Annotated in this window: 21 protein-coding genes; 13 read left to right on the top strand and 8 right to left on the bottom strand. The window is 72.3% G+C overall.

Annotation, left to right across the window (positions count from 1 at the left end; genetic code table 11):
- The first annotated feature begins 23 nt into the window (after positions 1-23).
- From mptB to G6039_RS00500, 4 genes are read left to right on the top strand one after another with little or no spacing between them, the layout of a single operon-like run.
- Positions 24-1,769 carry a polyprenol phosphomannose-dependent alpha 1,6 mannosyltransferase MptB gene (mptB, locus tag G6039_RS00515; RefSeq protein WP_043798814.1) on the top strand — a complete coding sequence of 582 codons (1,746 nt, stop codon included), beginning with the start codon at positions 24-26 and terminating at the stop codon, positions 1,767-1,769.
- Complete coding sequence (locus tag G6039_RS00510; protein ID WP_006939255.1) at positions 1,766-2,710, top strand: ABC transporter ATP-binding protein; 945 nt, start codon at positions 1,766-1,768, stop codon at positions 2,708-2,710. Before mptB ends, G6039_RS00510 begins: the two co-directional genes overlap by 4 nt.
- Complete coding sequence (locus G6039_RS00505) at positions 2,707-3,504, top strand: ABC transporter permease (protein ID WP_043798815.1); 798 nt, start codon at positions 2,707-2,709, stop codon at positions 3,502-3,504. Before G6039_RS00510 ends, G6039_RS00505 begins: the two co-directional genes overlap by 4 nt.
- A 54-nt stretch (positions 3,505-3,558) precedes the next feature.
- Entirely contained in the window at positions 3,559-4,524 is a 966-nt protein-coding gene (locus G6039_RS00500) for a COX15/CtaA family protein (RefSeq protein ID WP_006939252.1), read from the top strand.
- A gap of 79 nt (positions 4,525-4,603) precedes the next feature.
- Here G6039_RS00500 and G6039_RS00495 read toward each other — a convergent pair whose 3' ends face one another.
- Complete coding sequence (locus tag G6039_RS00495; protein ID WP_029543642.1) at positions 4,604-4,945, bottom strand: hypothetical protein; 342 nt, start codon at positions 4,943-4,945, stop codon at positions 4,604-4,606.
- A gap of 22 nt (positions 4,946-4,967) precedes the next feature.
- Between G6039_RS00495 and G6039_RS00490 the strand changes: the two genes are divergently transcribed.
- Positions 4,968-5,933 (top strand): quinone oxidoreductase family protein, encoded by a 966-nt coding sequence (locus tag G6039_RS00490; protein WP_006936604.1) that lies wholly within the window; start codon positions 4,968-4,970, stop codon positions 5,931-5,933.
- 87 nt (positions 5,934-6,020) lie between these two features.
- On the opposite strand, the gene G6039_RS00485 is transcribed toward G6039_RS00490, so the two are convergent.
- Positions 6,021-6,998, bottom strand: coding sequence for a heme o synthase (locus G6039_RS00485; RefSeq protein ID WP_006936603.1), 978 nt, complete (start codon positions 6,996-6,998; stop codon positions 6,021-6,023).
- A gap of 184 nt (positions 6,999-7,182) precedes the next feature.
- On the opposite strand from G6039_RS00485, the gene tkt reads away from it, so the two are divergent.
- The 5 genes from tkt to pgl are packed head-to-tail and all read left to right on the top strand — an operon-like array spanning position 7,183 to position 13,638.
- Positions 7,183-9,285, top strand: coding sequence for a transketolase (tkt, locus tag G6039_RS00480; protein ID WP_029543638.1), 2,103 nt, complete (start codon positions 7,183-7,185; stop codon positions 9,283-9,285).
- Positions 9,286-9,290: 5 nt separating this feature from the next.
- A complete protein-coding gene (gene tal / locus G6039_RS00475) occupies positions 9,291-10,427 on the top strand; it encodes a transaldolase (protein WP_029543636.1) in 1,137 nt (378 codons plus the stop codon).
- A gap of 4 nt (positions 10,428-10,431) precedes the next feature.
- Complete coding sequence (zwf, locus tag G6039_RS00470) at positions 10,432-11,973, top strand: glucose-6-phosphate dehydrogenase (protein ID WP_006936597.1); 1,542 nt, start codon at positions 10,432-10,434, stop codon at positions 11,971-11,973.
- Positions 11,970-12,878: a glucose-6-phosphate dehydrogenase assembly protein OpcA gene (gene opcA, locus G6039_RS00465; protein WP_373566476.1), complete on the top strand. Its 909-nt coding sequence runs from the start codon at positions 11,970-11,972 to the stop codon at positions 12,876-12,878. The genes zwf and opcA overlap by 4 nt, the downstream gene beginning before the upstream one ends.
- Positions 12,871-13,638: a 6-phosphogluconolactonase gene (pgl, locus tag G6039_RS00460; RefSeq protein ID WP_029543632.1), complete on the top strand. Its 768-nt coding sequence runs from the start codon at positions 12,871-12,873 to the stop codon at positions 13,636-13,638. Before opcA ends, pgl begins: the two co-directional genes overlap by 8 nt.
- A gap of 3 nt (positions 13,639-13,641) precedes the next feature.
- Here the strand turns inward: pgl and G6039_RS00455 are convergent, their stop codons facing one another.
- On the bottom strand, positions 13,642-13,803 hold the full coding sequence (locus G6039_RS00455; protein ID WP_155951779.1) for a hypothetical protein: 162 nt from the start codon (positions 13,801-13,803) through the stop codon (positions 13,642-13,644).
- A 150-nt stretch (positions 13,804-13,953) separates the two neighbouring features.
- Between G6039_RS00455 and G6039_RS00450 the strand changes: the two genes are divergently transcribed.
- The 3 genes from G6039_RS00450 (at position 13,954) to G6039_RS00440 (ending at position 16,695) form a co-directional block, all read left to right on the top strand.
- Positions 13,954-14,442, top strand: coding sequence for an SRPBCC domain-containing protein (locus G6039_RS00450; RefSeq protein ID WP_006936589.1), 489 nt, complete (start codon positions 13,954-13,956; stop codon positions 14,440-14,442).
- Between the two features lie 11 nt (positions 14,443-14,453).
- The gene (locus G6039_RS00445; RefSeq protein ID WP_029543629.1) at positions 14,454-14,648 is read left to right on the top strand and encodes a hypothetical protein; all 195 of its coding nucleotides are present in this window, start codon (positions 14,454-14,456) and stop codon (positions 14,646-14,648) included.
- 160 nt (positions 14,649-14,808) lie between these two features.
- Positions 14,809-16,695: an alkyl/aryl-sulfatase gene (locus G6039_RS00440; RefSeq protein WP_029543627.1), complete on the top strand. Its 1,887-nt coding sequence runs from the start codon at positions 14,809-14,811 to the stop codon at positions 16,693-16,695.
- A gap of 37 nt (positions 16,696-16,732) precedes the next feature.
- On the opposite strand, the gene G6039_RS00435 is transcribed toward G6039_RS00440, so the two are convergent.
- The 5 genes from G6039_RS00435 to G6039_RS00415 all read right to left on the bottom strand — a co-directional run bounded on the left by G6039_RS00435 (position 16,733) and on the right by G6039_RS00415 (position 22,382).
- Positions 16,733-17,143 carry a nuclear transport factor 2 family protein gene (locus G6039_RS00435; protein ID WP_006936582.1) on the bottom strand — a complete coding sequence of 137 codons (411 nt, stop codon included), beginning with the start codon at positions 17,141-17,143 and terminating at the stop codon, positions 16,733-16,735.
- 94 nt (positions 17,144-17,237) lie between these two features.
- On the bottom strand, positions 17,238-20,009 hold the full coding sequence (gene ppc / locus G6039_RS00430) for a phosphoenolpyruvate carboxylase (RefSeq protein ID WP_029543625.1): 2,772 nt from the start codon (positions 20,007-20,009) through the stop codon (positions 17,238-17,240).
- 70 nt (positions 20,010-20,079) lie between these two features.
- Positions 20,080-20,313, bottom strand: coding sequence for a preprotein translocase subunit SecG (secG, locus tag G6039_RS00425; protein ID WP_003939471.1), 234 nt, complete (start codon positions 20,311-20,313; stop codon positions 20,080-20,082).
- A 73-nt stretch (positions 20,314-20,386) separates the two neighbouring features.
- Positions 20,387-21,169, bottom strand: a complete 783-nt coding sequence (tpiA, locus tag G6039_RS00420; RefSeq protein WP_006937696.1) for a triose-phosphate isomerase — start codon at positions 21,167-21,169, stop codon at positions 20,387-20,389.
- 1 nt (position 21,170) lies between these two features.
- Positions 21,171-22,382, bottom strand: coding sequence for a phosphoglycerate kinase (locus tag G6039_RS00415; protein ID WP_006937693.1), 1,212 nt, complete (start codon positions 22,380-22,382; stop codon positions 21,171-21,173).
- Positions 22,383-22,398: the final 16 nt, after the last annotated feature.

The following is a 22,398-nucleotide window of genomic DNA, read 5'->3' as shown; positions in this document are numbered from 1 at the left end:
CCCGCCCCCGCTACGCTGCTCGGGTGCCGTCGCCCACCGTGGAACCCGACCCGTCCGGCCCGGCGCCGAGCCGCCGCGCCGCGGACCTCGGAGCCCGTGCCGTGGAACTCGGCCGCCGTGCCCTCGGACTCGACGGCCGCGGCGGCGACCCGGCCGTGGCCGCGATCCTGCACGGCGACGAACTCGAGGGCCGCGGCCTCGACGCCACCGAGACCACCCAGTTGCACCGGATCCGGTTGTTCGGCGCGACGGGCACCGTGCTCATGGCGGTCGGCGCGCTCGGCGCCGGCGCGCAGCCGGTGCTGCAGAATCCCGTCCAGGGTCTGCGCCTGCTCGGGCTGCCCGCGCGCATGCCCAGCGCCGCGCTGACCCTCACCATGACCGGCACCGTGCTGGTGGTCCTCGCGTGGCTGTTGCTCGGCCGCTTCGCGATCGGCCGCCGCGACCCGGACGGGGTGCCCCGCCGGCTCACCCGCTCCCAGCTCGACCGCACGCTGCTGCTGTGGATCCTGCCGTTGATCGTGGCACCCCCGATGTTCAGCAAGGATGTGTACTCGTATCTCGCGCAGAGCGAGATCGCCGCCCGCGGACTCGACCCGTACGGGATCGGCCCGGCCGGTGCCCTGGGCGTCGACCACGTCCTGACCCGTACCGTGCCCAACATCTGGCGCGACACCCCCGCCCCCTACGGACCGGCGATCCTGTGGCTGGGGCAGCGCATCACCGACCTGACCGGCGAGAACATCGTCGCCGGGGTCTTCCTGCACCGCGTCTCCGCGCTCGCCGGGGTCGCGCTGATCGTGTGGGCGCTGCCGCGGCTCGCGCGCCGCTGCGGCGTCGCCTCCGTCAGCGCCCTGTGGCTCGGCGCGGCCAACCCGCTGCTGCTGTTCCACCTCGTCGCCGGCATCCACAACGAGGCCCTGATGCTCGGCCTCATGCTCGCCGGCCTCGAGCTCGCGCTGCGCGGCATCCACACCCCCGCTCCGGCGGGGCCGCTGCGCGGCCGGGCACTCGCCTGGCTGCTGGCCGGTTCCGCCGTGATCGCGTTGTCGTCGATGGTGAAGGTCCCGTCGCTGCTCGCCCTCGGCTTCGTCGGGATGGCGCTCGCGCACCGCTGGGGCGGCACCCTGCGCGCCGTGGCCGCCGCCGCCGCACTGCTCGCCGTGGTCGCCGCCGTCGTCGTGGGCGCGGTCAGCTGGGGCAGCGGCCTCGGCTTCGGCTGGACCCAGACGCTCGGCACCGCAACCGAGGTGCGCAGCTGGATGTCCATCCCGACGCTGCTCGGCCTGGGCACCGGCCTGGCCGGGGTGCTGCTCGGGCTCGGCGACCACACCACCGCGATCCTGTCGCTCACCCGGCCCGTCGCCGCGCTGATCGCGGCGCTGGTGACGGTGCGGATGATGTTGGCGGTGCTCACCGGCCGGCTGCATCCCGTCGGCGCGCTCGGCGTGTCCCTCGGCGCGATCGTGCTGCTGTTCCCGGTGGTGCAGCCGTGGTACCTGCTGTGGGCGGTGATCCCCCTGGCCGCGTGGGCCACCCGGCCGATCTTCCGGCTCCCCACGGTGGCGTTCTCGTCGCTGGTGAGCGTGATCCTCATGCCCAACGGCGGCGAGTACCAGCCGTTCATCATCGTCCAGGCGGCCATCGCGACGGTCGTCGTCGTGGGCCTGGCCATCTTCGCCACCCGCAACCGGCTGCCCTGGCGCGACGAGGAGGACGCACCACCGCGTCCCGCCGATTCGCCCGGCGCCTACGCTGGAACCTCGTGACCTCGAGATCCCCCGTCGCTGCGCCACCCGCCGTACGCCTGGAGGGCGTCGTCAAGCGATTCGGCGACCTCACCGCGGTCGACGGTCTCGACCTGACCGTCGAACGCGCCCAGGTACTCGCGCTGCTCGGCCCCAACGGTGCCGGCAAGACCACCACCGTGGAGATGTGCGAGGGCTTCGTCGCACCCGATTCCGGCACCGTGCGCGTCCTCGGGCTCGACCCGATCGCCGACTCCGAGGCCCTGCGCCCGCGGATCGGGGTCATGCTCCAGGGCGGCGGCGCCTACCCGGGGTCCAAGGCCGGGGAGATGCTCGACCTGGTGGCTGCCTATTCCGCGGATCCGCTGGATCCGGCCTGGCTGCTGCGCAGCCTCGGGCTCGAGGAGGCCCGCCGCACCCCGTACCGGCGGCTGTCCGGCGGGCAGCAGCAGCGGCTCGCGCTGGCGTGCGCGCTCGTCGGCCGGCCGGAACTCGTCTTCCTCGACGAGCCGACCGCAGGTCTGGACGCGCAGGCGCGGTTGCTGGTCTGGGAACTGATCGACGCCCTGCGGCGCGACGGAGTCGCGGTGCTGCTCACCACGCACCTGATGGACGAGGCCGAGGAGCTCGCCGACGAGGTCGTCATCATCGATCACGGCCGGATCGTGGCCGCCGGTACCCCCGCCGAGGTCGCCCGCACCGGCGCGGAGGGCCAGTTGTGGCTCACCGCCGCCGCGGGTCTGGACCTCGCTCCCCTGCGCGCCGCCCTGCCGGACACGTTCCGGGTGCGCGAGGCCGGTCCCGGCCGGTACCTGGTGGAGGGCCCCATCGATCCGCAGGTCGTCGCGGTGGCCGCGTCGTGGTGCGCGGACCAGGGCGTCCTGGCCAGCGAGATCCGGGTGGACCAGCGCAGCCTCGAGGACGTGTTCCTGGACCTGACCGGACGGGAGATCCGAGGATGAGCATGTCGCACGAGCGGCTGGCGGCCAACCGGTTCGCCCCCGGCACCTTCAGCCCGCGGCCCCGGCCGAACGCCCCGGCGGCGATGCTCGCCGCGCAGACCCGCATGGAACTGCTGCTGCTGCTGCGCAACGGCGAGCAGCTGCTGCTGACGATGTTCATCCCGATCACCCTGCTGATCGGGCTCACCCTGCTCCCGATCGGCGACCTCGGCGCCACCCGGGTCGACCGGGTCCTGCCGGCCGTGATGACGGTCGCGGTGATGTCCACGGCGTTCACCGGGCAGGCCATCGCGGTCGGATTTGACCGCAGATACGGTGCATTGAAAAGACTCGGCGCCACCGCGCTGCCGAAATGGGGCATCATCGCAGGCAAGAGCAGTGCGGTCGCGCTCGTCGTCGCGCTGCAATCGATTCTGCTGGGTGGCATCGGCCTCGCCCTCGGCTGGCGCCCCGAGCCGGTCGGGCTGCTCCTCGGGGCCGTCGTCATCGCGCTGGGCACCGTGACGTTCGCGACGCTGGGCCTGCTGCTCGGCGGCACGCTGCGCGCCGAGATCGTGCTGGCCCTGGCCAACATCATCTGGTTCGTGCTGCTCGGCATCGGCAGCGTCGTCCTCGCCGGCGACGGCCTGCACGAGGCGGTGGTGCACGTGGCCCGCCTGGTTCCGTCGGGGGCGCTCGCCCTCGCCCTCGACGACGCGCTGCGCGGCAGCATCGACTGGCTGGCCGTCGCGATCCTCGGCGCGTGGGCGGCCGTCGGCGGCTTCCTGGCGAGCCGGCTGTTCCGCTTCGTCTGACCCGGCACCCCACCCCACTACAGCCTGTAGTGGACCGGCCCGTACCATCGTCATGTGCTGTATCGCGGCTTTCTGAGCCTTGTCGACCGTCTGCCCCTGCCGTCCCTGCGGACCCAGCGGCTGCTCGCGCTGATCGCGATCCTGACCCAGGGCGGTATCGCCGTGACCGGGTCGATCGTCCGCGTGACCGCGTCCGGCCTGGGGTGCCCCACCTGGCCGCAGTGCTTCCCGGGCAGCTTCGTGCCCGTCGGCGTGTCCGAGGAGGTCGCCACCCTGCACCAGGTCGTCGAGTTCGGCAACCGGCTGCTGACCTTCGTCGTCGTCGCCTCCGCCGCGGCGGTCGTGCTGGCCGTGACCCGCGCCCGGCGCCGCCGCGAGGTCCTCACCTATGCCTGGCTGATGCCCGCCGGCACCGTCCTGCAGGCCGTCATCGGCGGCATCACCGTGCTCGCCGGCCTGGCCTGGTGGACCGTGGCGGTGCACCTGCTGGCGTCGATGCTGATGGTGTGGCTCGCGGTGCTGCTGTACGCGAAGGTCGGCGAGCCCGACGACGGGGTGGTCGTGGAGACGATCCCCCGCCCGCTGCGGACCCTCACCGCCCTGTCCGCCGCGCTGCTCGCCGGGGTGCTCGTCGCGGGCACGATGGTCACCGGCGCCGGCCCGCACGCCGGCGACAAGAGCGCCGACAGGCCGGTGCCGCGCCTCGAGATGGACATCGAGTCGCTGGTGCACCTGCACGCCGAGCTGCTCGTCGGATACCTCGGCCTGCTCGTCGGCCTGGCCTTCGCGCTGTACGCCGTCGCCGCCCCCCATCCGGTGAAGAAGCGCCTGCACGTGCTGCTCGCTCTCGTCGTCGCCCAGGCCCTGGTCGGGGTCGTGCAGTACTTCACCGACGTGCCCGCCGCACTCGTCGCCGTGCACGTCGCCGGTGCCGGGCTGTGCACGGCCGCCACGGCGGCGGTGTGGGCGGCCGGGCGGGTCCGCACCACCGAACCGGTCCGCGAACCGGTCACCGTCTGACGCCGGCGCACGCGATACGGCGAAACGGCTCCGGGGGCCGCCCGTGGCGGGCGGCCCCCGGAGCCGTTTCGAGGATCGGTCAGCGCTCGTTGCGCGCCCGCGGGAACCGGGTCTGGTTGGCCACCCAGCCGGCCATCTTCTTCCAGTGGCCCTGCTGCGGGGTCGCGATGCTGGTCACCTCCCGGTCCCACTCCGAGACGGTGACGTCCGGCAACGCCTCGACCACGGCGTGCGCGGTGGCGAGATCCCGCACCACCCGGTCGCCGAGCACCCCGTCCTCGGCGACGAGGGTGATGCGCACCGCGCCCCGCGCGACCGGCTGCAGCACCGCCTTGGCGGAGCCACCGTGCGCGGCGACGAAGCTGCGGAAGGACTTCACGATGTCGGCCGGTGCGGCCACGACCTGAGTATCGGCGCTCATGCCTGCAGAATACTGTGAACGCATGCGCGCAATCGAAGTGGCACGGTTCGGCGGCCCCGAGGTGCTCACCCTCGTCGACCTCCCGGCTCCCGAGCCCGGCCCAGGTCAGCTGCTGGTACGGACCGACGCCGTGGGCATCAACTTCATCGACACCTACTTCCGCACCGGGCTGTACCCGCGGGAGCTGCCGTACGTCCCCGGGACCGAGGGCACCGGCCGCGTCGTCGCGGTGGGTGAGGGCGTGGCCGACGTGGGGGTCGGCGACCGGGTGAGCTGGGCGTCGGCCGACGGTTCCTACGCGGAACAGGTGCTCGTGCCGGCGGCGGTGGCCGTACCGGTGCCCGACCCCGTTCCCGCCGAGCAGGCCGCGTCGGCGCTGCTCCAGGGCATGACCGCGCACTACCTGCTGAATTCGACGTATCCGGCGCAGCCCGGCGAGACGGTGCTGGTGCACGCGGGCGCCGGCGGCGTGGGCCTGCTGCTCACCCAGCTCGCCGCCGCGAAGGACGTGCGGGTGATCACGACCGTCTCCACCGACGAGAAGGAGACCCTGTCGCGGGAGGCGGGCGCGGCCGAGGTGCTGCGCTACACCGACGACCTCGCCGAGCGGGTCCGTGACCTCACCGGCGGGGAGGGCGTCGCGGCCGTCTACGACGGGGTCGGCGCCGCCACGTTCGAGTCGTCGCTCGCATCGCTGCGCATCCGCGGCACGCTGGCGCTGTTCGGCGCCGCCAGCGGCCCGGTGCCGCCGTTCGACCTGCAGCGACTCAACCCGGCCGGCTCGCTGTACGTCACCCGCCCCACCCTCGCGCACCACGTGCGAACGCGCGAGGAGCTGATGTGGCGGGCGGGCGACGTGTTCGCCGCCGTCGCCGACGGCACCCTGACCGTCCGTGTCGGCGCCCGGTATCCGCTGGCGCAAGCGGAGCAGGCACACCGGGACCTCGAGGCCCGCCGCACGACCGGCTCGATTGTGCTGGTCCCCTGAGGCCCGCCCCGAGCGAATGTATCGTTCCGTCGCTCAGCGGCAGCGGACGATACATTCGCTCGGCCCCGGCGCGGACGCTGACGCGGATCAGAAGAACGAGGCGACGGTGCGCAGGTCGAGCACCGAGTCCACGGCCAGGCCCAGGCACACCAGGGCGAGGTAGTTGTTGGACTGCAGGAACAGCTTGAGCGGCTTGACCGCCGCTCCGCCCCGGACGCTGCGGTACAGCTGGTGCGCGACGAGCAGGAACCACGCGCCCGCGGCGACGGTCACCACCGCGTACACCAGGCCGGCGGCCGGCACGAGCACCAGCGTCGCCAGGACGGTCGCCCACGTGTAGAGCAGGATCTGCTTGGTGACGTGCTGCTCGCTCGCGATCACGGGCAGCATGGGCACGCCGGCGGCCTTGTAGTCCTCCTTGTAGCGCATCGCCAGGGCCCACGTGTGCGGCGGCGTCCAGAAGAAGATCACCAGGAACAGCACGATCGGTTCCCAGCTCAGCGAGCCGGTGACCGCGGCCCAGCCGACCATCACCGGCATGCACCCGGCGGCCCCGCCCCACACCACGTTCTGCCAGGTCCTGCGCTTGAGGACCATCGTGTAGACCAGCACGTAGAAGGCGATCGTGGCAACGACGAGCAGGCCGGCGAGCAGGTTCGCCCGCCACCACAGCCACAGGAACGACACGACGCCGAGCACCATGCCGAACACGAACGCGTGCCGGGTCGGGACGGCCTGCCGGGCCAGCGGCCGCAGCGCCGTCCGTTTCATCACCTTGTCGATGTCGGCGTCGACGACACAGTTCAGCGCATTCGCGCTGGCCGCGCCCATCCACCCGCCGAACAGGGTGCTCAGGATGAGCACCAGGTCGACCTCGCCGCGGTCGGCGAAGAGCATCGCCGGGATGGTCGCCACCAGCAGCAGCTCGATCACGCGCGGCTTGGTCAGCGCGATATAGGCGAGCACCGTGCCCGAAACGCGTCCCCACACCGTGTCGGGGCGAGGCGCCCGGGGTGTCTCGGGGGCGCCGAAGCCGTGTCCTCCCGGCCGTTGCCCTGCCCGCACCCTGTCTCCTTGCACCACGCGATTACGCACCTTCGCTCGCCGTCGCCCTACTACGAACGATGGTAGACGTCGCGCAGGCCCGGACCGAATCGACCCGCAAAGCGCAGCACATTACTCTGGAGGGGCGCTCGAGGCTTTCGCGCCCGCACGCTCCCCGTATACCCATGTCAGGAGACTTCTGCTCGTGTCGATCACAGACGAGATCCGCTCTCTCACCCAGGCAGTGCACCCCGCCGACTGGACCGACCTCGACACCAAGGCCGTCGACACCGCCCGCGTGCTCGCCGCCGACGCGGTCCAGAAGGTGGGTAACGGACACCCCGGCACGGCGATGAGCCTGGCCCCGGTGGCCTACACGCTGTTCCAGAGGGTGATGCGGCACGACCCGACCGACCCGCACTGGGTGGGGCGGGACCGGTTCGTGCTCTCGTGCGGACACTCGAGCCTGACCCTCTACATCCAGCTGTACCTGTCGGGCTACGGGCTCGAGCTCGCCGACCTCGAGGCGCTGCGCACGTGGGGTTCGAAGACCCCCGGCCACCCCGAGTTCGGGCACACCGCGGGGGTGGAGATGACCACCGGCCCGCTCGGGCAGGGCCTGGCCTCCGCCGTGGGCATGGCGATGGCGGCGCGCCGCGAACGCGGCCTGTTCGACCCGGACGCGGCGACCGGCGCGAGCCCGTTCGACCACCACGTCTATGTCCTCGCCTCCGACGGCGACATCGAGGAGGGCGTGACGTCGGAGGCCTCGTCCCTCGCGGGCGTGCAGCAGCTCGGCAACCTGATCGTCTTCTACGACGACAACAAGATCTCCATCGAGCACGACACGGCGATCGCGCTCGGTGAGGACGTCGCCAAGCGCTACGAGGCGTACGGCTGGCACGTGCAGACCGTCGAGGGCGGCGAGAACGTCACCGCGATCCTCGACGCCGTCGAGGCCGCCAAGGCCGTCACCGACAAGCCGTCGCTCGTCGTGCTGCGCACCATCATCGGCTACCCGGCGCCGACCAAGATGAACACCGGCGACGTGCACGGCGCCGCCCTCGGCGCCGACGAGGTCGCCGCCGTCAAGACCGCCCTCGGCTTCGACCCCGCCAAGCACTTCGACGTCGACCCGGCCGTGATCGAGCACACCCGCGCCGTCGTCGAGCGCGGCGCGGCGGCCCGCACCGCATGGCAGGCCGAGTTCGACGCGTGGGCGGGCCGGGAGCCGCAGCGCAAGGAGCTGTTCGACCGGTTGCAGTCCGGGGAGTTCCCGGCCGGCTGGACCGAGGTGCTGCCCACCTACGAGCCCGCCGCCAAGGGCCCGGCCACCCGCAAGGCGTCCGGCAGCGCCCTCGCCGCCCTCGGTCCGGTGCTGCCCGAGCTGTGGGGCGGTTCGGCGGACCTGGCGGGCTCGAACAACACCACGATCCCCGGCTCGGATTCGTTCGGCCCGGTGTCGATCTCCACGAAGGACTGGAACGCCCAGCCGTACGGGCGGACGCTGCACTTCGGCGTGCGCGAACACGCGATGGGTTCGATCCTCAACGGCATCGCCCTGCACGGCCCGACCCGCCCCTACGGCGGCACCTTCCTGGTGTTCAGCGACTACATGCGTCCCGCGGTGCGGCTCGCCGCGCTCATGCAGACCCCGGCGATCTACGTGTGGACCCACGACTCGATCGGCCTCGGCGAGGACGGCCCGACGCACCAGCCGGTCGAGCACCTCACGGCGCTGCGCGCCATCCCCAACCTGGCCGTGATCCGCCCCGGCGACGCGAACGAGACCTCGTTCGCGTGGGCCGCCGCGCTGGAGAACAAGACCGGCCCGACCGCCCTGGCCCTGACCCGCCAGGACGTGCCGGTGCTGGAGGGCACCCGCGAGAGGGCCGCCGAGGGCCTGGCCCGCGGCGCGTACGTGCTGGCCGAGGCGTCGAGCGGCACCCCGGAGGTGGTGCTGCTCGGCACCGGCTCGGAGTTGCAGCTCGCCGTCGCGGCCCGCGAGGTCCTCGAGGCCGACGGCGTCCCCACCCGCGTGGTGTCGGTGCCGGTCCTCGACTGGTTCCTCGAGCAGGACCAGGCGTACCGCGACGCGGTGCTGCCGCCGGCGGTGCGTGCCCGCGTCTCCGTCGAGGCCGGCCTGGCGATGCCGTGGTACCGCCTGCTCGGCGACGCCGGTGAGGCCGTTTCGCTCGAGCACTTCGGCGCCTCCGCCGACCACAAGACCCTGTTCCGCGAGTTCGGCATCACCGCCGAGGCCGTCGTCGACGCCGCCCGCCGCTCGCTGACCCGAGTGAAGGGATGATCCCGATGACCCAGCAGGTAACCCAGAACGAGAACCTCGCCCAGCTCTCGGCCGCCGGTGTGTCCGTGTGGCTCGACGACCTCTCCCGGGACCGCATCGAGTCCGGCAACCTTGCCGAGCTGATCGCCACCCGCAGCGTGGTGGGCGTGACCACCAACCCGTCGATCTTCCAGGCCGCGCTCAGCAAGGGTCACGTCTACGACGCCCAGGTCCGTGAGCTCGCCCTGGCCGGCGCCGACGTGGACACCACCATCCGCACCGTCACCACCGACGACGTGCGCGCCGCGTGCGACGTCCTGGCCCCGGTGTTCGAGGCCACCGGCGGCGTCGACGGCCGCGTCTCCATCGAGGTCGACCCGCGGCTGGCGCATTCCACCGATGCGACCGTGCAGCAGGCGATCGAGCTGTGGCGCATCGTGGACCGCCCCAACCTGCTCATCAAGATCCCCGCGACGGTGGCCGGCCTGCCCGCCATCGCCCGCGTGATCGGCGAGGGCATCAGCGTGAACGTGACGCTGATCTTCTCGGTCGAGCGCTACGAGCGGGTCATCGAGGCCTACCTCGACGGCCTGACCGCCGCCAAGTCGGCCGGCCACGACCTGTCGACGATCCACTCGGTGGCCTCGTTCTTCGTCTCCCGCGTCGACACCGAGATCGACGCGCGGCTCGAGGCCATCGGCACCCCCGAGGCCCTCGCGCTGCGCGGTAAGGCCGGCGTCGCCAACGCCCGCCTGGCGTACGCGGCGTACCGCCGGGCGTTCGAGTCGGGTGCCCGGTTCGAGCAGCTCGCCGCCGCCGGGGCGCGGCCGCAGCGCGCTCTGTGGGCGTCGACCGGGGTGAAGAACCCGGAGTACTCGGACACCCTGTACGTCACCGAGCTGGTCGCCCCGCACACGGTCAACACCATGCCGGAGAAGACCCTCGAGGCCGTCGCCGACCATGGGGAAGTCACCGGCGACACGGTCACCGGCACCGAGAAGGCCGCCGCGAACGTGTTCTCCGCGCTGTCGACGATCGGGGTGAACCTGCCCGAGGTGTTCCGCAAGCTCGAGGACGAGGGCGTCGAGAAGTTCGAGGTGTCCTGGAACGAGCTGCTCGCCGCCACCTCCGAGCAGCTGATCGCGCACGGCGCGAAGAGCTGACGCGGTGCGCGAACCCGAGACGGCGGCGTGGGTCAACCCACTCCGGGACGAGCGCGATCGGCGGCTGCCCCGGATCGCCGGGCCGTGCGCCCTGGTGATCTTCGGGGTCACCGGTGACCTGGCCCGCCGCAAGCTGATGCCGGCGGTGTACGACTTGGCCAACCGCGGCCTGCTGCCGCCCGGGTTCGCGCTCGTCGGCTTCGCCCGGCGGGACTGGGTCGACGAGGACTTCGGCCGGGTCGTCCACGACGCGGTGAAGGCCAACTCGCGCACCAAATTCCGCGAGGAGGTGTGGAACCGCCTGGCCGAGGGCATTCGCTTCGTGCAGGGCAGCTTCGACGACGACGCCGCGTTCGCCGAACTCGCGTCGACGCTCGCCGAACTGGACAAGGCCCGCGGCACGGGCGGCAACCACGCCTTCTACCTCTCCATCCCGCCGAATGCGTTCCCGGTGGTGTCGGCGCAGCTGAAGCAGTCCGGGCTCGCGATCGCGCGGGAGGGCACGTGGAGCCGCGTGATCATCGAGAAGCCGTTCGGCCACGACCTGACGAGCGCCCGGGAGCTGAACCGGCTGGTCGCCGAGGTGTTCCCCGAGGAGGCGGTGTTCCGCATCGACCACTACCTCGGCAAGGAGACGGTGCAGAACATCCTGGCGTTGCGGTTCGCGAACCAACTGTTCGACCCGCTGTGGAACGCGCACTACGTCGACCATGTCCAGATCACGATGGCCGAGGACATCGGCCTCGGCGGCCGCGCCGGCTATTACGACGGCATCGGCGCCGCCCGGGACGTGATCCAGAACCACCTGTTGCAGCTGCTCGCGTTCATCGCCATGGAGGAACCGATCAGCTTCGACCCGGCCGAGTTGCGGGCGGAGAAGATCAAGGTGCTCTCCGCGACCAGGCTCGCCGAGCCCCTCGACGAGACCACCGCCCGCGGCCAGTACATCGCGGGCTGGCAGAACGGCGGTCAGGTCGTCGGCCTGCACGAGGAGCAGGGCTTCGCGGCCGACTCGACCACCGAGACGTACGCGGCGATCACGTGCGAGATCGACACCCGCCGCTGGGCCGGAGTGCCGTTCTACCTGCGCACCGGCAAGCGCCTGGGCCGGCGCGTCACCGAGATCGCGATCGTGTTCAAGCGGGCCCCGCACCTGCCGTTCGATCAGACGATGACCACCGAGCTCGGCCAGAACGCACTCGTGATCCGGGTGCAGCCGGACGAGGGGGTCACCCTCCGCTTCGGCTCCAAGGTGCCCGGGTCGGGCATGGAGGTCCGCGACGTCAACATGGACTTCAGCTACGGCCAGGCGTTCACCGAGTCCTCCCCCGAGGCGTACGAGCGGCTCATCCTCGATGTGCTGCTCGGCGTGCCGTCCCTCTTCCCCGTCGACGACGAGGTCGAGCTGTCGTGGAAGATCCTCGACCCCGTGCTCGAGCACTGGGCGGCACACGGTAAGCCCGAACCGTACGAGGCCGGCACCTGGGGACCGTCGGCGGCCGACGAGATGCTCCGTCGCTCGGGCCGCGAATGGAGACGCCCGTGAGAATGCAGTTGCGCAACGCGACCGCGATCGACATCAGCAAGCAGCTGGTCCAGCTGCGGCAGACCGGGGGCATCGTCACGCAGGGGCGCGTGCTCACGCTGGTGGTGTGCACCGACGGTCCGCGCGGACTCGAGGCCGCGATCACCGCGGCCATCGGGGCGTCGCGGGAGCATCCGTGCCGTGTGATCGTCGTCGGCCGCGGCCGCGCGGGCGGCGAACCGCGCATGGATGCGGAGATCCGCATCGGCGGCGACGCCGGCGCCTCGGAGGTGCTGATCCTCGCGTTGCACGGCCCGCTCGCCGACCACCAGGAATCGGTGATCGTGCCGTTCCTGCTGCCGGACACCCCGGTGGTGGTGTGGTGGCCGAACACGCCCCCGGAGGTGCCCGCGGCGGATCCGGTGGGCCGGCTCGCCGTGCGTCGCCTGACGGACGCGACGAACTCGTCGCGCCCCATGGCCGAGATCGTCTCCCGGCTGCCCGGCTACACCCCCGGCGACACCGACCTCGCGTGGGGCCGGATCACCTACTGGCGGGCGTTGCTCGTCTCCGCGCTCGACCAGCCGCCGTTCGAGCCGATCGAGTCGGCGCTGGTGTCGGGGCTCGGCAGCGAACCCGCGGTGGATCTGCTCGCGGGCTGGCTCGCGAGCCGGATCGACGGCCCGGTCCAGCGCGCGGTGGGCGATCTGCGGGTCGAACTGCGCACCCGCACCCAGACGATCTCGCTCGAGCGGCCCCAGGACGGGCGTGTCGCGACGTTGCGGCGCACCGGTAAACCCGATTCGCTGATCACGCTCGCACGCCGCGACTCCTCGGAATGCCTCGCCGAGGAACTGCGACGGCTCGACCCCGACGAGGTGTACCACTCGGCCCTGACCGCACTGTCCAAGGTGGAGTATGTCTGACGTGCACGACACTTCCCAGAACGTCCGCGTGCGGCGCTGCGAGACGGGCGACGACGTCGCGCGAGCGGCCGCCGCAGCCTTCGTCGAGGCCGTGGTCGCCGCGCAGCACGCCCGCGGCCGCGCGTCGGTGGTGCTCACCGGGGGCGGCACCGGCATCGCCGTGCTCGATGCGGTCCTGCGTGCCCCCGGTGGGATCGACTGGTCCGCGGTCGACGTGTACTTCGGCGACGAGCGATATCTGCCGCCGGGCGACCCGGAGCGCAACGAGGTCCAGGCGCGCGCGGCGCTGCTCGACCACGTGCCGCTCGATCCGGCGCGGGTGCACGCGATGCCCACCCTCGACGAGGCCGGGGCCGGTTCCCCCGACTCGGCGGCGCGCACGTACGAGGAGGTGCTCGCCGCGAACTCCCCCGACGGCACGACCCCCGAGTTCGACGTGCACCTGCTGGGCATGGGCGGCGAGGGCCACATCAACTCCCTGTTCCCGCACACCGACGCGGTGCGCGAGCAGGACCGCTTCGTCGTCGGCGTCGAGGACTCCCCCAAGCCGCCCGCCGCGCGGGTCACGCTCACCCTTCCCGCGATCCGTCGCGCCCGGCAGGTGTGGCTGCTCGTCACCGGTGCGGCCAAGGCCGAGGCCGTCGCGGCCGCGGTGGGCGGCGCCGCCCCGGTGGACGTCCCGGCGGCCGGGGCGCGGGGCCGCGAGCAGACCGTGTGGTTCCTCGATGCGGAGGCCGCCGCGGCACTGCCCGCCGACTGACCGTCACCGCCACGGTCCGTCCCGGTCGGGCTCGCCCGCCCGTGGATCCGGGGGCCGGCAGCCGTCGGTCACGCCGCAGCGCAGGCGCGCGGTCCAGCTCGGGTTGCGGGTCGTGTGCAGCCCGGTGAGGCGGGCACGGCTGCAGCGCACCGTCCTACGGTCCATGGTGGGGCTCCTCCCCTGTGGTGTTCCCTGCCTCGTTCGACGCCGCGGCCGCCCCGGCGGTTCCCCGCCGAGTCGGTCCGACCCCGAACCCGGCAGGGTGACACCCGGCGGATCACAATGGGGACAGCACTGCGTGGAAAGGAGCGTTCGATGAGCACCCCGACCACCGTCCTCGGCGAGATCCGTCCCGAGCACGGCTGTCCGGACGGGTCCTCGCTCGTGACCCTGCACTACGTGCGCAGTTTCGCGCTGCCGGTGGGCGAGGTGTGGGCGGCGTTGACCGAGTCGGACCGGCTCGAACGCTGGTACGGACGGTGGACGGGCGACCCCACCTCCGGACGGGTGCGGCTGACGATGACCGACGAGCACGACACGGCGACGACGGACGTGCGGATCCTGCGCTGCGATCCACCCCACGAGCTCGGCGTCGACCAGGACGGGTGGCATCTCGAGGTCACCGTGAAGCAGGTCGGTGTCGTCACCACGCTCGAGTTCTCCCACCGGCACGTACCGCGGTCGGAGACCTCGGAGGTCGGTCCCGGCTGGCAGTACTATCTCGACCGGCTCGACGCCGTGCTCGCCGGCCGCGCCCTGCCCCGCTGGGACGGCTACCTCGACCTCGCCGACGAGTACCGCTGAACACCGCACAGGTGCTGGGCCGGCTCGCCGACGCCCTCGGCCACCGCGGAATCCGTCTGTACCCGGCCCGCGACAGCGGGGTGGTCCGCGACGTGCTCGTCGCCGCCGGGGACGAGGCCATGCTCGCGCACGCGCATCCGACCGTCGAGGCGGCGGGCACCGCTGCCCGCGTCGAACTGGACGAGGCCGACGGTCCGGATCGGTGACTGCGCACGCGCACGCCGGAGCCGCACGCTCCGTCTGCACGGGTCCGGCCGCCTCGCCGGCGGCGGGCAGCGCCGGCGGCGGATTCCCCGATTCCGTGCACCCGCCGCGACGGGCCGACCGTACCCTCGACACAGCCGAGATTCCGAGGAGGGCGGCGTCATGAGCGCAGGCGGTGCCAGCGAGACGACCCGGCGGAACCTGCAGGCCGCGGCGGCCGCGCTGCCCGCGGACGACGGGCAGGATTCCGAGGACGTGACGCGCGGGTTCGTCGGCCGCAGCGAGCAGCGGCGGATCACCGGCGCGGACGGGCGGGTGGTGTGGGACCTCGACGCCTACGCGTTCCTGGACGGGTCCGCGCCGGAGACGGCGCATCCGAGCCTGTGGCGGCAGGGACGGCTGCTCGCCGAGGACGGCCTGTTCGAGGTGGTGCCGGGGATCTACCAGCTGCGCGGATTCGACCTGTCGGTGATGACCGTCGTCGAGGGTGAGGCCGGGGTGATCGTGATCGACCCCCTGATCAGCGCGGAGACCGCCGCGGCCGCCCTGGCCCTGTACCGCGGGTACCGCGGCGACCGACCCGTCTCCGGGATGATCTACACCCACTCCCACGTCGACCACTTCGGCGGTGTCAAGGGTGTGCTCGACCCGGGGCTCGTCGAGGCCGGGACGGTCCCCGTCGTCGCCCCGGCCGGGTTCCTCGAACACGCGGTGGCGGAGAACCTCTTCGCCGGCACGGCGATGTCGCGCCGCTCGGGCTACATGTACGGCGCGGCGCTCGAGAAGGGTCCGGCCGGTCAGATCGGGGCCGGGCTGGGCCAGACCAGCTCGGCCGGCACCGTCACGCTCATCGCGCCGACCGTCGACATCACCGCGACCGGGCAGGAACTCACCGTCGACGGGGTGCGGATGGTCTTCCAGCTCACCCCCGGCACCGAGGCCCCGGCCGAGATGAACATCTGGTTCCCCGATCGGCGAGCCCTGTGCGCGGCGGAGAACGCCACCCACACCATGCACAACATCCTCACGCTGCGCGGCGCGGTGGTGCGCGACGCGCACGCCTGGGGCCACTACCTCAACGAGACGATCGGCCTGTGGGGCGACGCACTCGACATCGTGTTCGCCTCGCACCACTGGCCGACGTGGGGCCGCGAACGTGCGCTCGAATTCCTGTCCGTGCAGCGCGACATGTACCTGTACCTGCACGATCAGACGCTGCGGATGATGAACCAGGGGCTCGTGGGCGCGGAGATCGCCGAGCGGTTCGAGATGCCCCCGGCCCTGGCGGCCGCGTGGCACACCCACGGCTACTACGGCTCGGTGAGCCACAACGTCAAGGCGATCTACCAGCGGTACATGGGGTGGTACGACGGCAATCCCGCCAACCTGTGGGCCCATCCCCCGGTCGAGGCAGCCCGCCGGTACGTCGACGCCATGGGCGGCGCCGACGCCGCCCTCGCCGTCGCGCGGGACGCCTTCGAGGAGGGCGACTACCGCTGGGTGCTCGAGGTCTGCAAGCATCTGCTGTTCACCGACGACACCGACCAGGCCGCCCGGGCCCTGCAGGCCGACGCGATGGAGCAACTCGCGTACGGCTCCGAGAACGGCACCTGGCGCTGCATCTACCTGGCCGGCGCGAAGGAGCTCCGCGACGGGATCTTCGGCTCGCCCGTGCAGTCCTCGGGCGACTTCCTCGATGCGCTGACCGTCCCGCAGCTCTTCGACAGCCTGGCCGTGCGGGTGGACGGGCCGCGTGCGTGGGACCTGCGGCTCGTGATCTCGTGGATCCTCACCGACCTCGGGATCACGTATCTCACGGAGCTGCAGCACGGCGTGCTCAACCACCGGACCGTCGACGCGCCGCTGCCGGGCAGCACGGTGTTCACCCTCACCCGCCGCACGCTGATCGGTGCGCTCACCGGGCAGCTGGATCCGGCGACGGCCCTCGCGGACGGGACGATCGCGGTGACGGGCGACCCGACGGTGGCGGGCCGGCTCTTCGAGGTGCTCGCACCGGTGGATCCGGACTTCGCGATCGTCACGCCCTGACTCCCGCCGCTGCCGGGACCGCGGCGCGGTCCGGAGGTCAGCCGGGCCTGAGCACGGCGGCGTCGCCGAGGTCGTGGGACACGGTGAAGGTGCGGGAGGTCAGGCGCCAGCCGTCCCGGGTGCGGGTCCACCGATCGTCGTATTCGCCGAAACACTCGTAACTCGCTCCGGCGGCCGGACCCGCGCCCTGATGGTGGACGCGGGCATACGTCAGTGACCGGGCCCGGTCGCCGTCGACCTCGACACGGTGGTTGCCCAGCAGATGCTGCGACGGTCCGCAGCCACCGAGGTGCGCGCGGACCACGGCGACGATGCCGTCGCGGCCCGCGGCACCGTAGCCGGTGGCAGAGTCGGTGAAGGCGGCCCCGAGGGCCTCCCAGTCGCGGCGGTCGAGGGCGGCGGCGAGCTCGGCGAGCCGTTCGATGATCTGTTCGCGGTCGTGTGTCACCTGTCCCGTTGTAGCGGGCTCACGGCCGTTCGGGGCGCCGTCTTCCCGCTGAGCGGGCACGGGGCCCCGGCGTTCGGCCGCTGTCACCCCGCCGCTAGCCGCTGTTGCGCAGCGCGGTCGCGAGCCCGTTCATCGTCAGCTGGATGCCGCGGCGGACCCGGTCGGTGTCCTCGCCCGCGCGGAATCGGCGCAACAGTTCGACCTGCAGGTGGTTCAGCGGCTCGAGGTACGGGAAGCGGTTGTGCACCGATCGGGCCAGCGCCGGGTTGTCCGCGGTCAGGTCGGGGTGACCGGTGACCGCCAGGTAGGTGCGCACGGTGCGGTCGTGTTCGGCGGTGATCTTGTCGAACACCCGGTGCCGCAGATCGGGATCGGGCACCAGCTCGGCGTAGCGCGCCGCGAGACCGAGGTCGGACTTGGCCAGCACCATCGCCATGTTGGACAGCACGGTGCGGAAGAACGGCCAGCGGCGGTACAGGCCGGTGAGGGTGGCCAGACGCTCGTCGTCGCCGCCGATCCAGGTCTCGACGGCGGTGCCGGTGCCGTACCAGCCGGGCAGCATGACCCGGGACTGGGTCCACGCCAGCACCCAGGGGATCGCCCGCAGGTCGGCGATCGACGACGTCGGCTTGCGGGAGGTGGGCCGGCTGCCGATGTTCAGGGCCCCGATCTCCGCGACCGGCGTGGCGGTCCGGAAGTACTCGACGAAGCCGGGGGTCTCGTGTACCAGGTCGCTGTAGGCGGCGCGGGCGAGTTCGGCGAGCTCGTCGAGCACCGCGTACGCCGGGGCGGCGTCGCTGCCGAGTCCCTCGACGTCGAGGAGGGTGGACTCGAGGGTCGCGGCGACGAGTGATTCGAGGTTGCGGCGCGCCAGCTTCGGCTCGGCGTACTTCGCGGCGATCACCTCGCCCTGCTCGGTCAGCCGCAGCGAGCCGGCGACGGCCCCGGGCGGCTGCGCGAGGATCGCGTCGTAGCTCGGGCCACCGCCGCGGCCGACGGTGCCGCCGCGGCCGTGGAACAGGCGCAGCCGGATCCCGGCGGTGCGCGCGGCCTCCACCAGGTCGAGTTCGGCCCGGTACAGCGCCCAGTTCGCGGCGAGGTACCCGCCGTCCTTGTTCGAATCCGAGTAGCCCAGCATGACCTCCTGCACGCCGCCGGCGGCGTCGACGAGGTTGCGGAACTCGGGGACGGCAAGGGCGGCGGTGAGGATCTCGGCGCCGTGCCTCAAATCGTCGATGGTCTCGAACAGCGGGATCACCGCGACCGGGCAGCGCGGTCCCGCGACGTCGTGCTCGACGAGACCGACCTCGTCGAGCAGGATCACGGCCTCGAGCAGATCGGACACCGACCCGCACATGCTGACGATGTAGTGCGGCACCGCCTGGGGTCCGAGGCGCGCGACGGCGTCGGCGGCGGCGCGCAGCACGCCGAGTTCGCGGGTGGTGTCGGCGCCGAGCCGCGCGCCGGGCGCGCTGAGGGGCCGGCGGGTGCGCAACTCCGCGGCGAGCAGGGCGACCTTCTCGTCCTCGGGCAGGGTCGGATAGTCGTCGGTGACGCCCGCCCAGGCGAGCAGTTCGGCGATCACCCGGCCGTGCACCTCGGAGTTCTGCCGCAGGTCGAGGGAGGCGAGGTGGAAGCCGAAGGCCTCGACGGCGCCGCGGACGTGCGCGAGCCGGTCGTCGGCGAGGGCGGCGCCGCCGCCGGCGCGCAGGGCGACGTCGAGGATGTCGAGGTCGGCGAGCAGGTCGGCGGGCGTGTCGTAGCCGGCCAGTGGGCTCGGCAGCGCGTGCGGGGGCGGTTCGTCCAGCAGTCGTGCCGCGGTGGCGGTCAGGCGGCCGCGGATGCCGCGCAGCGCGCGGCGGTACGGTTCGTCGGCGCGCGACGGGGCGTCGTCACCGGAGGCGTCGGCGAGCCGGCCGAGGTCGTCGGTGATGCGGACCAGGCGCGCGGACATCGACAGTTCCCGCTCGAGCTGTTCGAGCTCGGCGAGGTGGTGGCCGAGGGCGGTCGCGGCGGCCCGGTCGGTGGCGCGGTGGACGACCTCGGCGGTCACGTTGGGGTTGCCGTCGCGGTCGCCGCCGATCCAGGTTCCGGTGCGCACCAACGGGTCCGGCAGCAGGGGGACGCCGGGCCAGCGTTCGCGCAGGGCGCGCCGGACCTCGGCGTTGAGGGCCGGGACGACGCGGAACAGGGAGGCGTCGTAGTACCGCAGGCCGACCTCGATCTCGTCCTGGATGCGGAGGCGGGCGAGCCGGATGAGGGCGGTCTGCCACAGGGTGAGGATCTGCCGCCACAGCTGCAGGTCGATGTCGGAATGCTCGTCGGGCTCGGCGCGTTCGCGGCGGCGCATGAGGTCGGTGATGCGGCTCTGCACGTCGAAGACGGTGCGGCGGCGGGTCTCGGTGGGGTGGGCGGTGATCACCGGGGAGACGAGGGCGCCGTCGAGCGCGGCGGCGACCTCGGCGGGGTCGAGTTCGGCGGCGTCGAGTTTGCGGTAGGTGGCGGCCAGCGAGCTGTCCTGTGCCGGTTCCCCGGCGCGCACGTGCACGGCGCGGCGGCGTTCGCGGTGCAGGTCCTCGGCGAGGTTCGCCAGCAGCGCGAAGTGGCTGAAGGCGCGGATGACGGGGAGGGTGTCGTCGGTGGGGACGTCGGCGAACATCGCCGCGACCTCGGCCCGGTCGATCTCGGAGCGGCGCACCCGGAAGCTCTCGACGCGGGCGCGTTCGACGAGGGCGAAGAGGTGCTCGCCGGACTGTTCCCGGACGATGCGGCCCAGCATCCCGCCGAGCAGCCGGATGTCCTGGCGCAGGGGCTCGGTGGCGGAGCGGGACCCGGAGGGGTCGGCCGGGCGGGCGGTATCCGTCATCCGGTCAGTATCGCGGCCGACGCACGACGGCGCGACCCGGAATTCCGGGTCGCGCCGTCGTGCGGAGCGATCAGCTGAACTTGATCTGCAGGCCGATGCCGAGGATGGCGATCAGCCAGACGATGCCGGTGAAGACGGTCAGCCGGTCGAGGTTCTTCTCGGCGACACTGGAGCCGGACAGGCTGGACTGGACACCGCCACCGAACAGGGTGGACAGACCGCCGCCCTTACCGCGATGCAGCAGCACGAGCAGGATCAGCAGCAGGCTGGTGGTGATCAGCAGGATGTCGAGGAACAGTGCCATGGCGCCAGACTACAGGGCGCCGTCGCGGCGTCCTTCCGGGCCTCGGGGGGATCCGGAAGGGCGCCGCGGGTGCTTACAGCGGGCCGCCCGCGGCGATCGCGGAGAGCTGTGCGAACTCGTCGGCCTTGAGCGAGGCGCCGCCGACGAGACCGCCGTCGATGTCGGGCTGGGCGACGAGCTCGCCGACGTTCTTGGCGTTGACCGAGCCGCCGTAGAGCACGCGGACGGCGTCGGCGACCTCCGGGGAGGCGAGCTCGGCGAGGGTGGCGCGCACCGCGGCGCACACCTCCTGGGCGTCGGCGGCCGAGGCCACCTTGCCGGTGCCGATGGCCCACACCGGCTCGTACGCGACGACGATCTTCGCGATCTCGTCGGACGAGAGCCCGGCGAGGGACCCGCGCAGCTGGGCGACGTTGTGGGACACGTGCCGGCCGGCCTCGCGGACGTCGAGGCCCTCGCCGATGCAGACGATCGGGGTCAGCCCGTGCCGCAGGGCCGCCTTGGTCTTGGCGAGCACGATCTGGTCGGTCTCGCCGTGCAGCGTGCGCCGCTCGGAGTGGCCGACGACGACGTAGGCGCAGCCCAGCTTGGCCAGCATCGCACCGCTGATCTCGCCGGTGTAGGCGCCGGAGTCGTGGGCGGAGACGTCCTGGGCACCGTAGGTGAGCAGCAGCTTGTCGCCCTCGATCAGCGTCTGGACGCTGCGGATGTCCGTGAACGGCGGCAGCACCGTCACGTCCACCTTCTCGAGGTACTTCTCCGGCAGCGCGAAGGCGATCTTCTGCACCAGGGCGATGGCCTCGAGGTGGTTGAGGTTCATCTTCCAGTTGCCGGCGATGAGCGGCTTACGGGTCATCTCAGGCCTCCAGTGCAGCGATGCCGGGCAGTTCCTTGCCCTCGAGGTACTCGAGGGAGGCGCCGCCGCCGGTGGAGATGTGCGAGAACCCGTCCTCGGGCAGGCCGAGCAGGCGCACCGCCGCGGCCGAGTCGCCGCCGCCGACGACGCTGAACGCGCCGGCGCGGGTGGCCTCGACGATCGCCTCGGCGACCCCCTTGGTGCCGGCCGCGAACTTCTCGAACTCGAACACGCCCATCGGGCCGTTCCAGAACACGGTCTTGGCGCCGGTGAGGTACTGGGCGAACCGGGCCACCGACTCGGGTCCGATGTCCAGGCCCATCCAGCCGTCCGGGATCTCGGTGACGGGCACCGTCTCGGCCTCGGCGTCGGCGGCGAACGCGTCGGCGACGACCACGTCCTGCGGGATGTGGATGACGTCGCCGAACCGCTCGAGCAGGCCCTTGCAGGTCTCGGTCATCGACTCCTCGAGCAGCGAGTTGCCCACCGAGATACCTTGCGCCGCAAGGAAGGTGAAGCACATGCCGCCGCCGATGACGAGGGTGTCGACCTTGGGGGCGAGGGCCTCGATCACGGCGAGCTTGTCGGAGACCTTCGAGCCGCCGAGCACCACCGCGTAGGGCCGCTCCGGATCGGCCGTGAGCTTGGCCAGCACCTCGACCTCGGCGGCGACGAGGTTGCCCGCGTAGTGCGGCAGCAGGTTCGCCACGTCGTACACCGACGCCTGCTTGCGGTGCACCACACCGAATCCGTCGGAGACGAACGCGCCGTCCTCGCCGACGAGTTCGACGAGCTCGCGCGCCAGCGCCTGCCGCTCCGCCTCGTCCTTGCTGGTCTCGCGCGGATCGAAACGGATGTTCTCGAGCAGGAGGATGTCGCCGTCGGTCAGGCCCTCCGAGCGGGCCAGCGCGTCCTGTCCGACGACGTCGCCGGCGAGCTGGACGTTGCGGCCGAGCACCTCACCGAGCTTCGCCGCGACCGGGGCGAGGGAGAACTTCGGATCGGGCTCGCCCTTGGGCCGGCCCAGGTGGGCGGTGACGACGACCTTCGCGCCCGCCTCGGCGAGCGCGGCGATCGTCGGGGCGGACGCGACGATGCGGCCGGGGTCGGTGATCGTCGCGCCGTCCAACGGGACGTTGAGGTCCGAGCGCACCAGCACGCCACGACCCTCGACGCCGGCGTCGAGCAGATCCTTCAGGGTCTGAACTGCCACTGTTCGACTGTCCTGT

The organism is Rhodococcus aetherivorans, assembly GCF_011058165.1.
GTDB lineage: Bacteria > Actinomycetota > Actinomycetes > Mycobacteriales > Mycobacteriaceae > Rhodococcus > Rhodococcus aetherivorans.
This window is presented reverse-complemented; position numbering and strand designations above follow the sequence as displayed.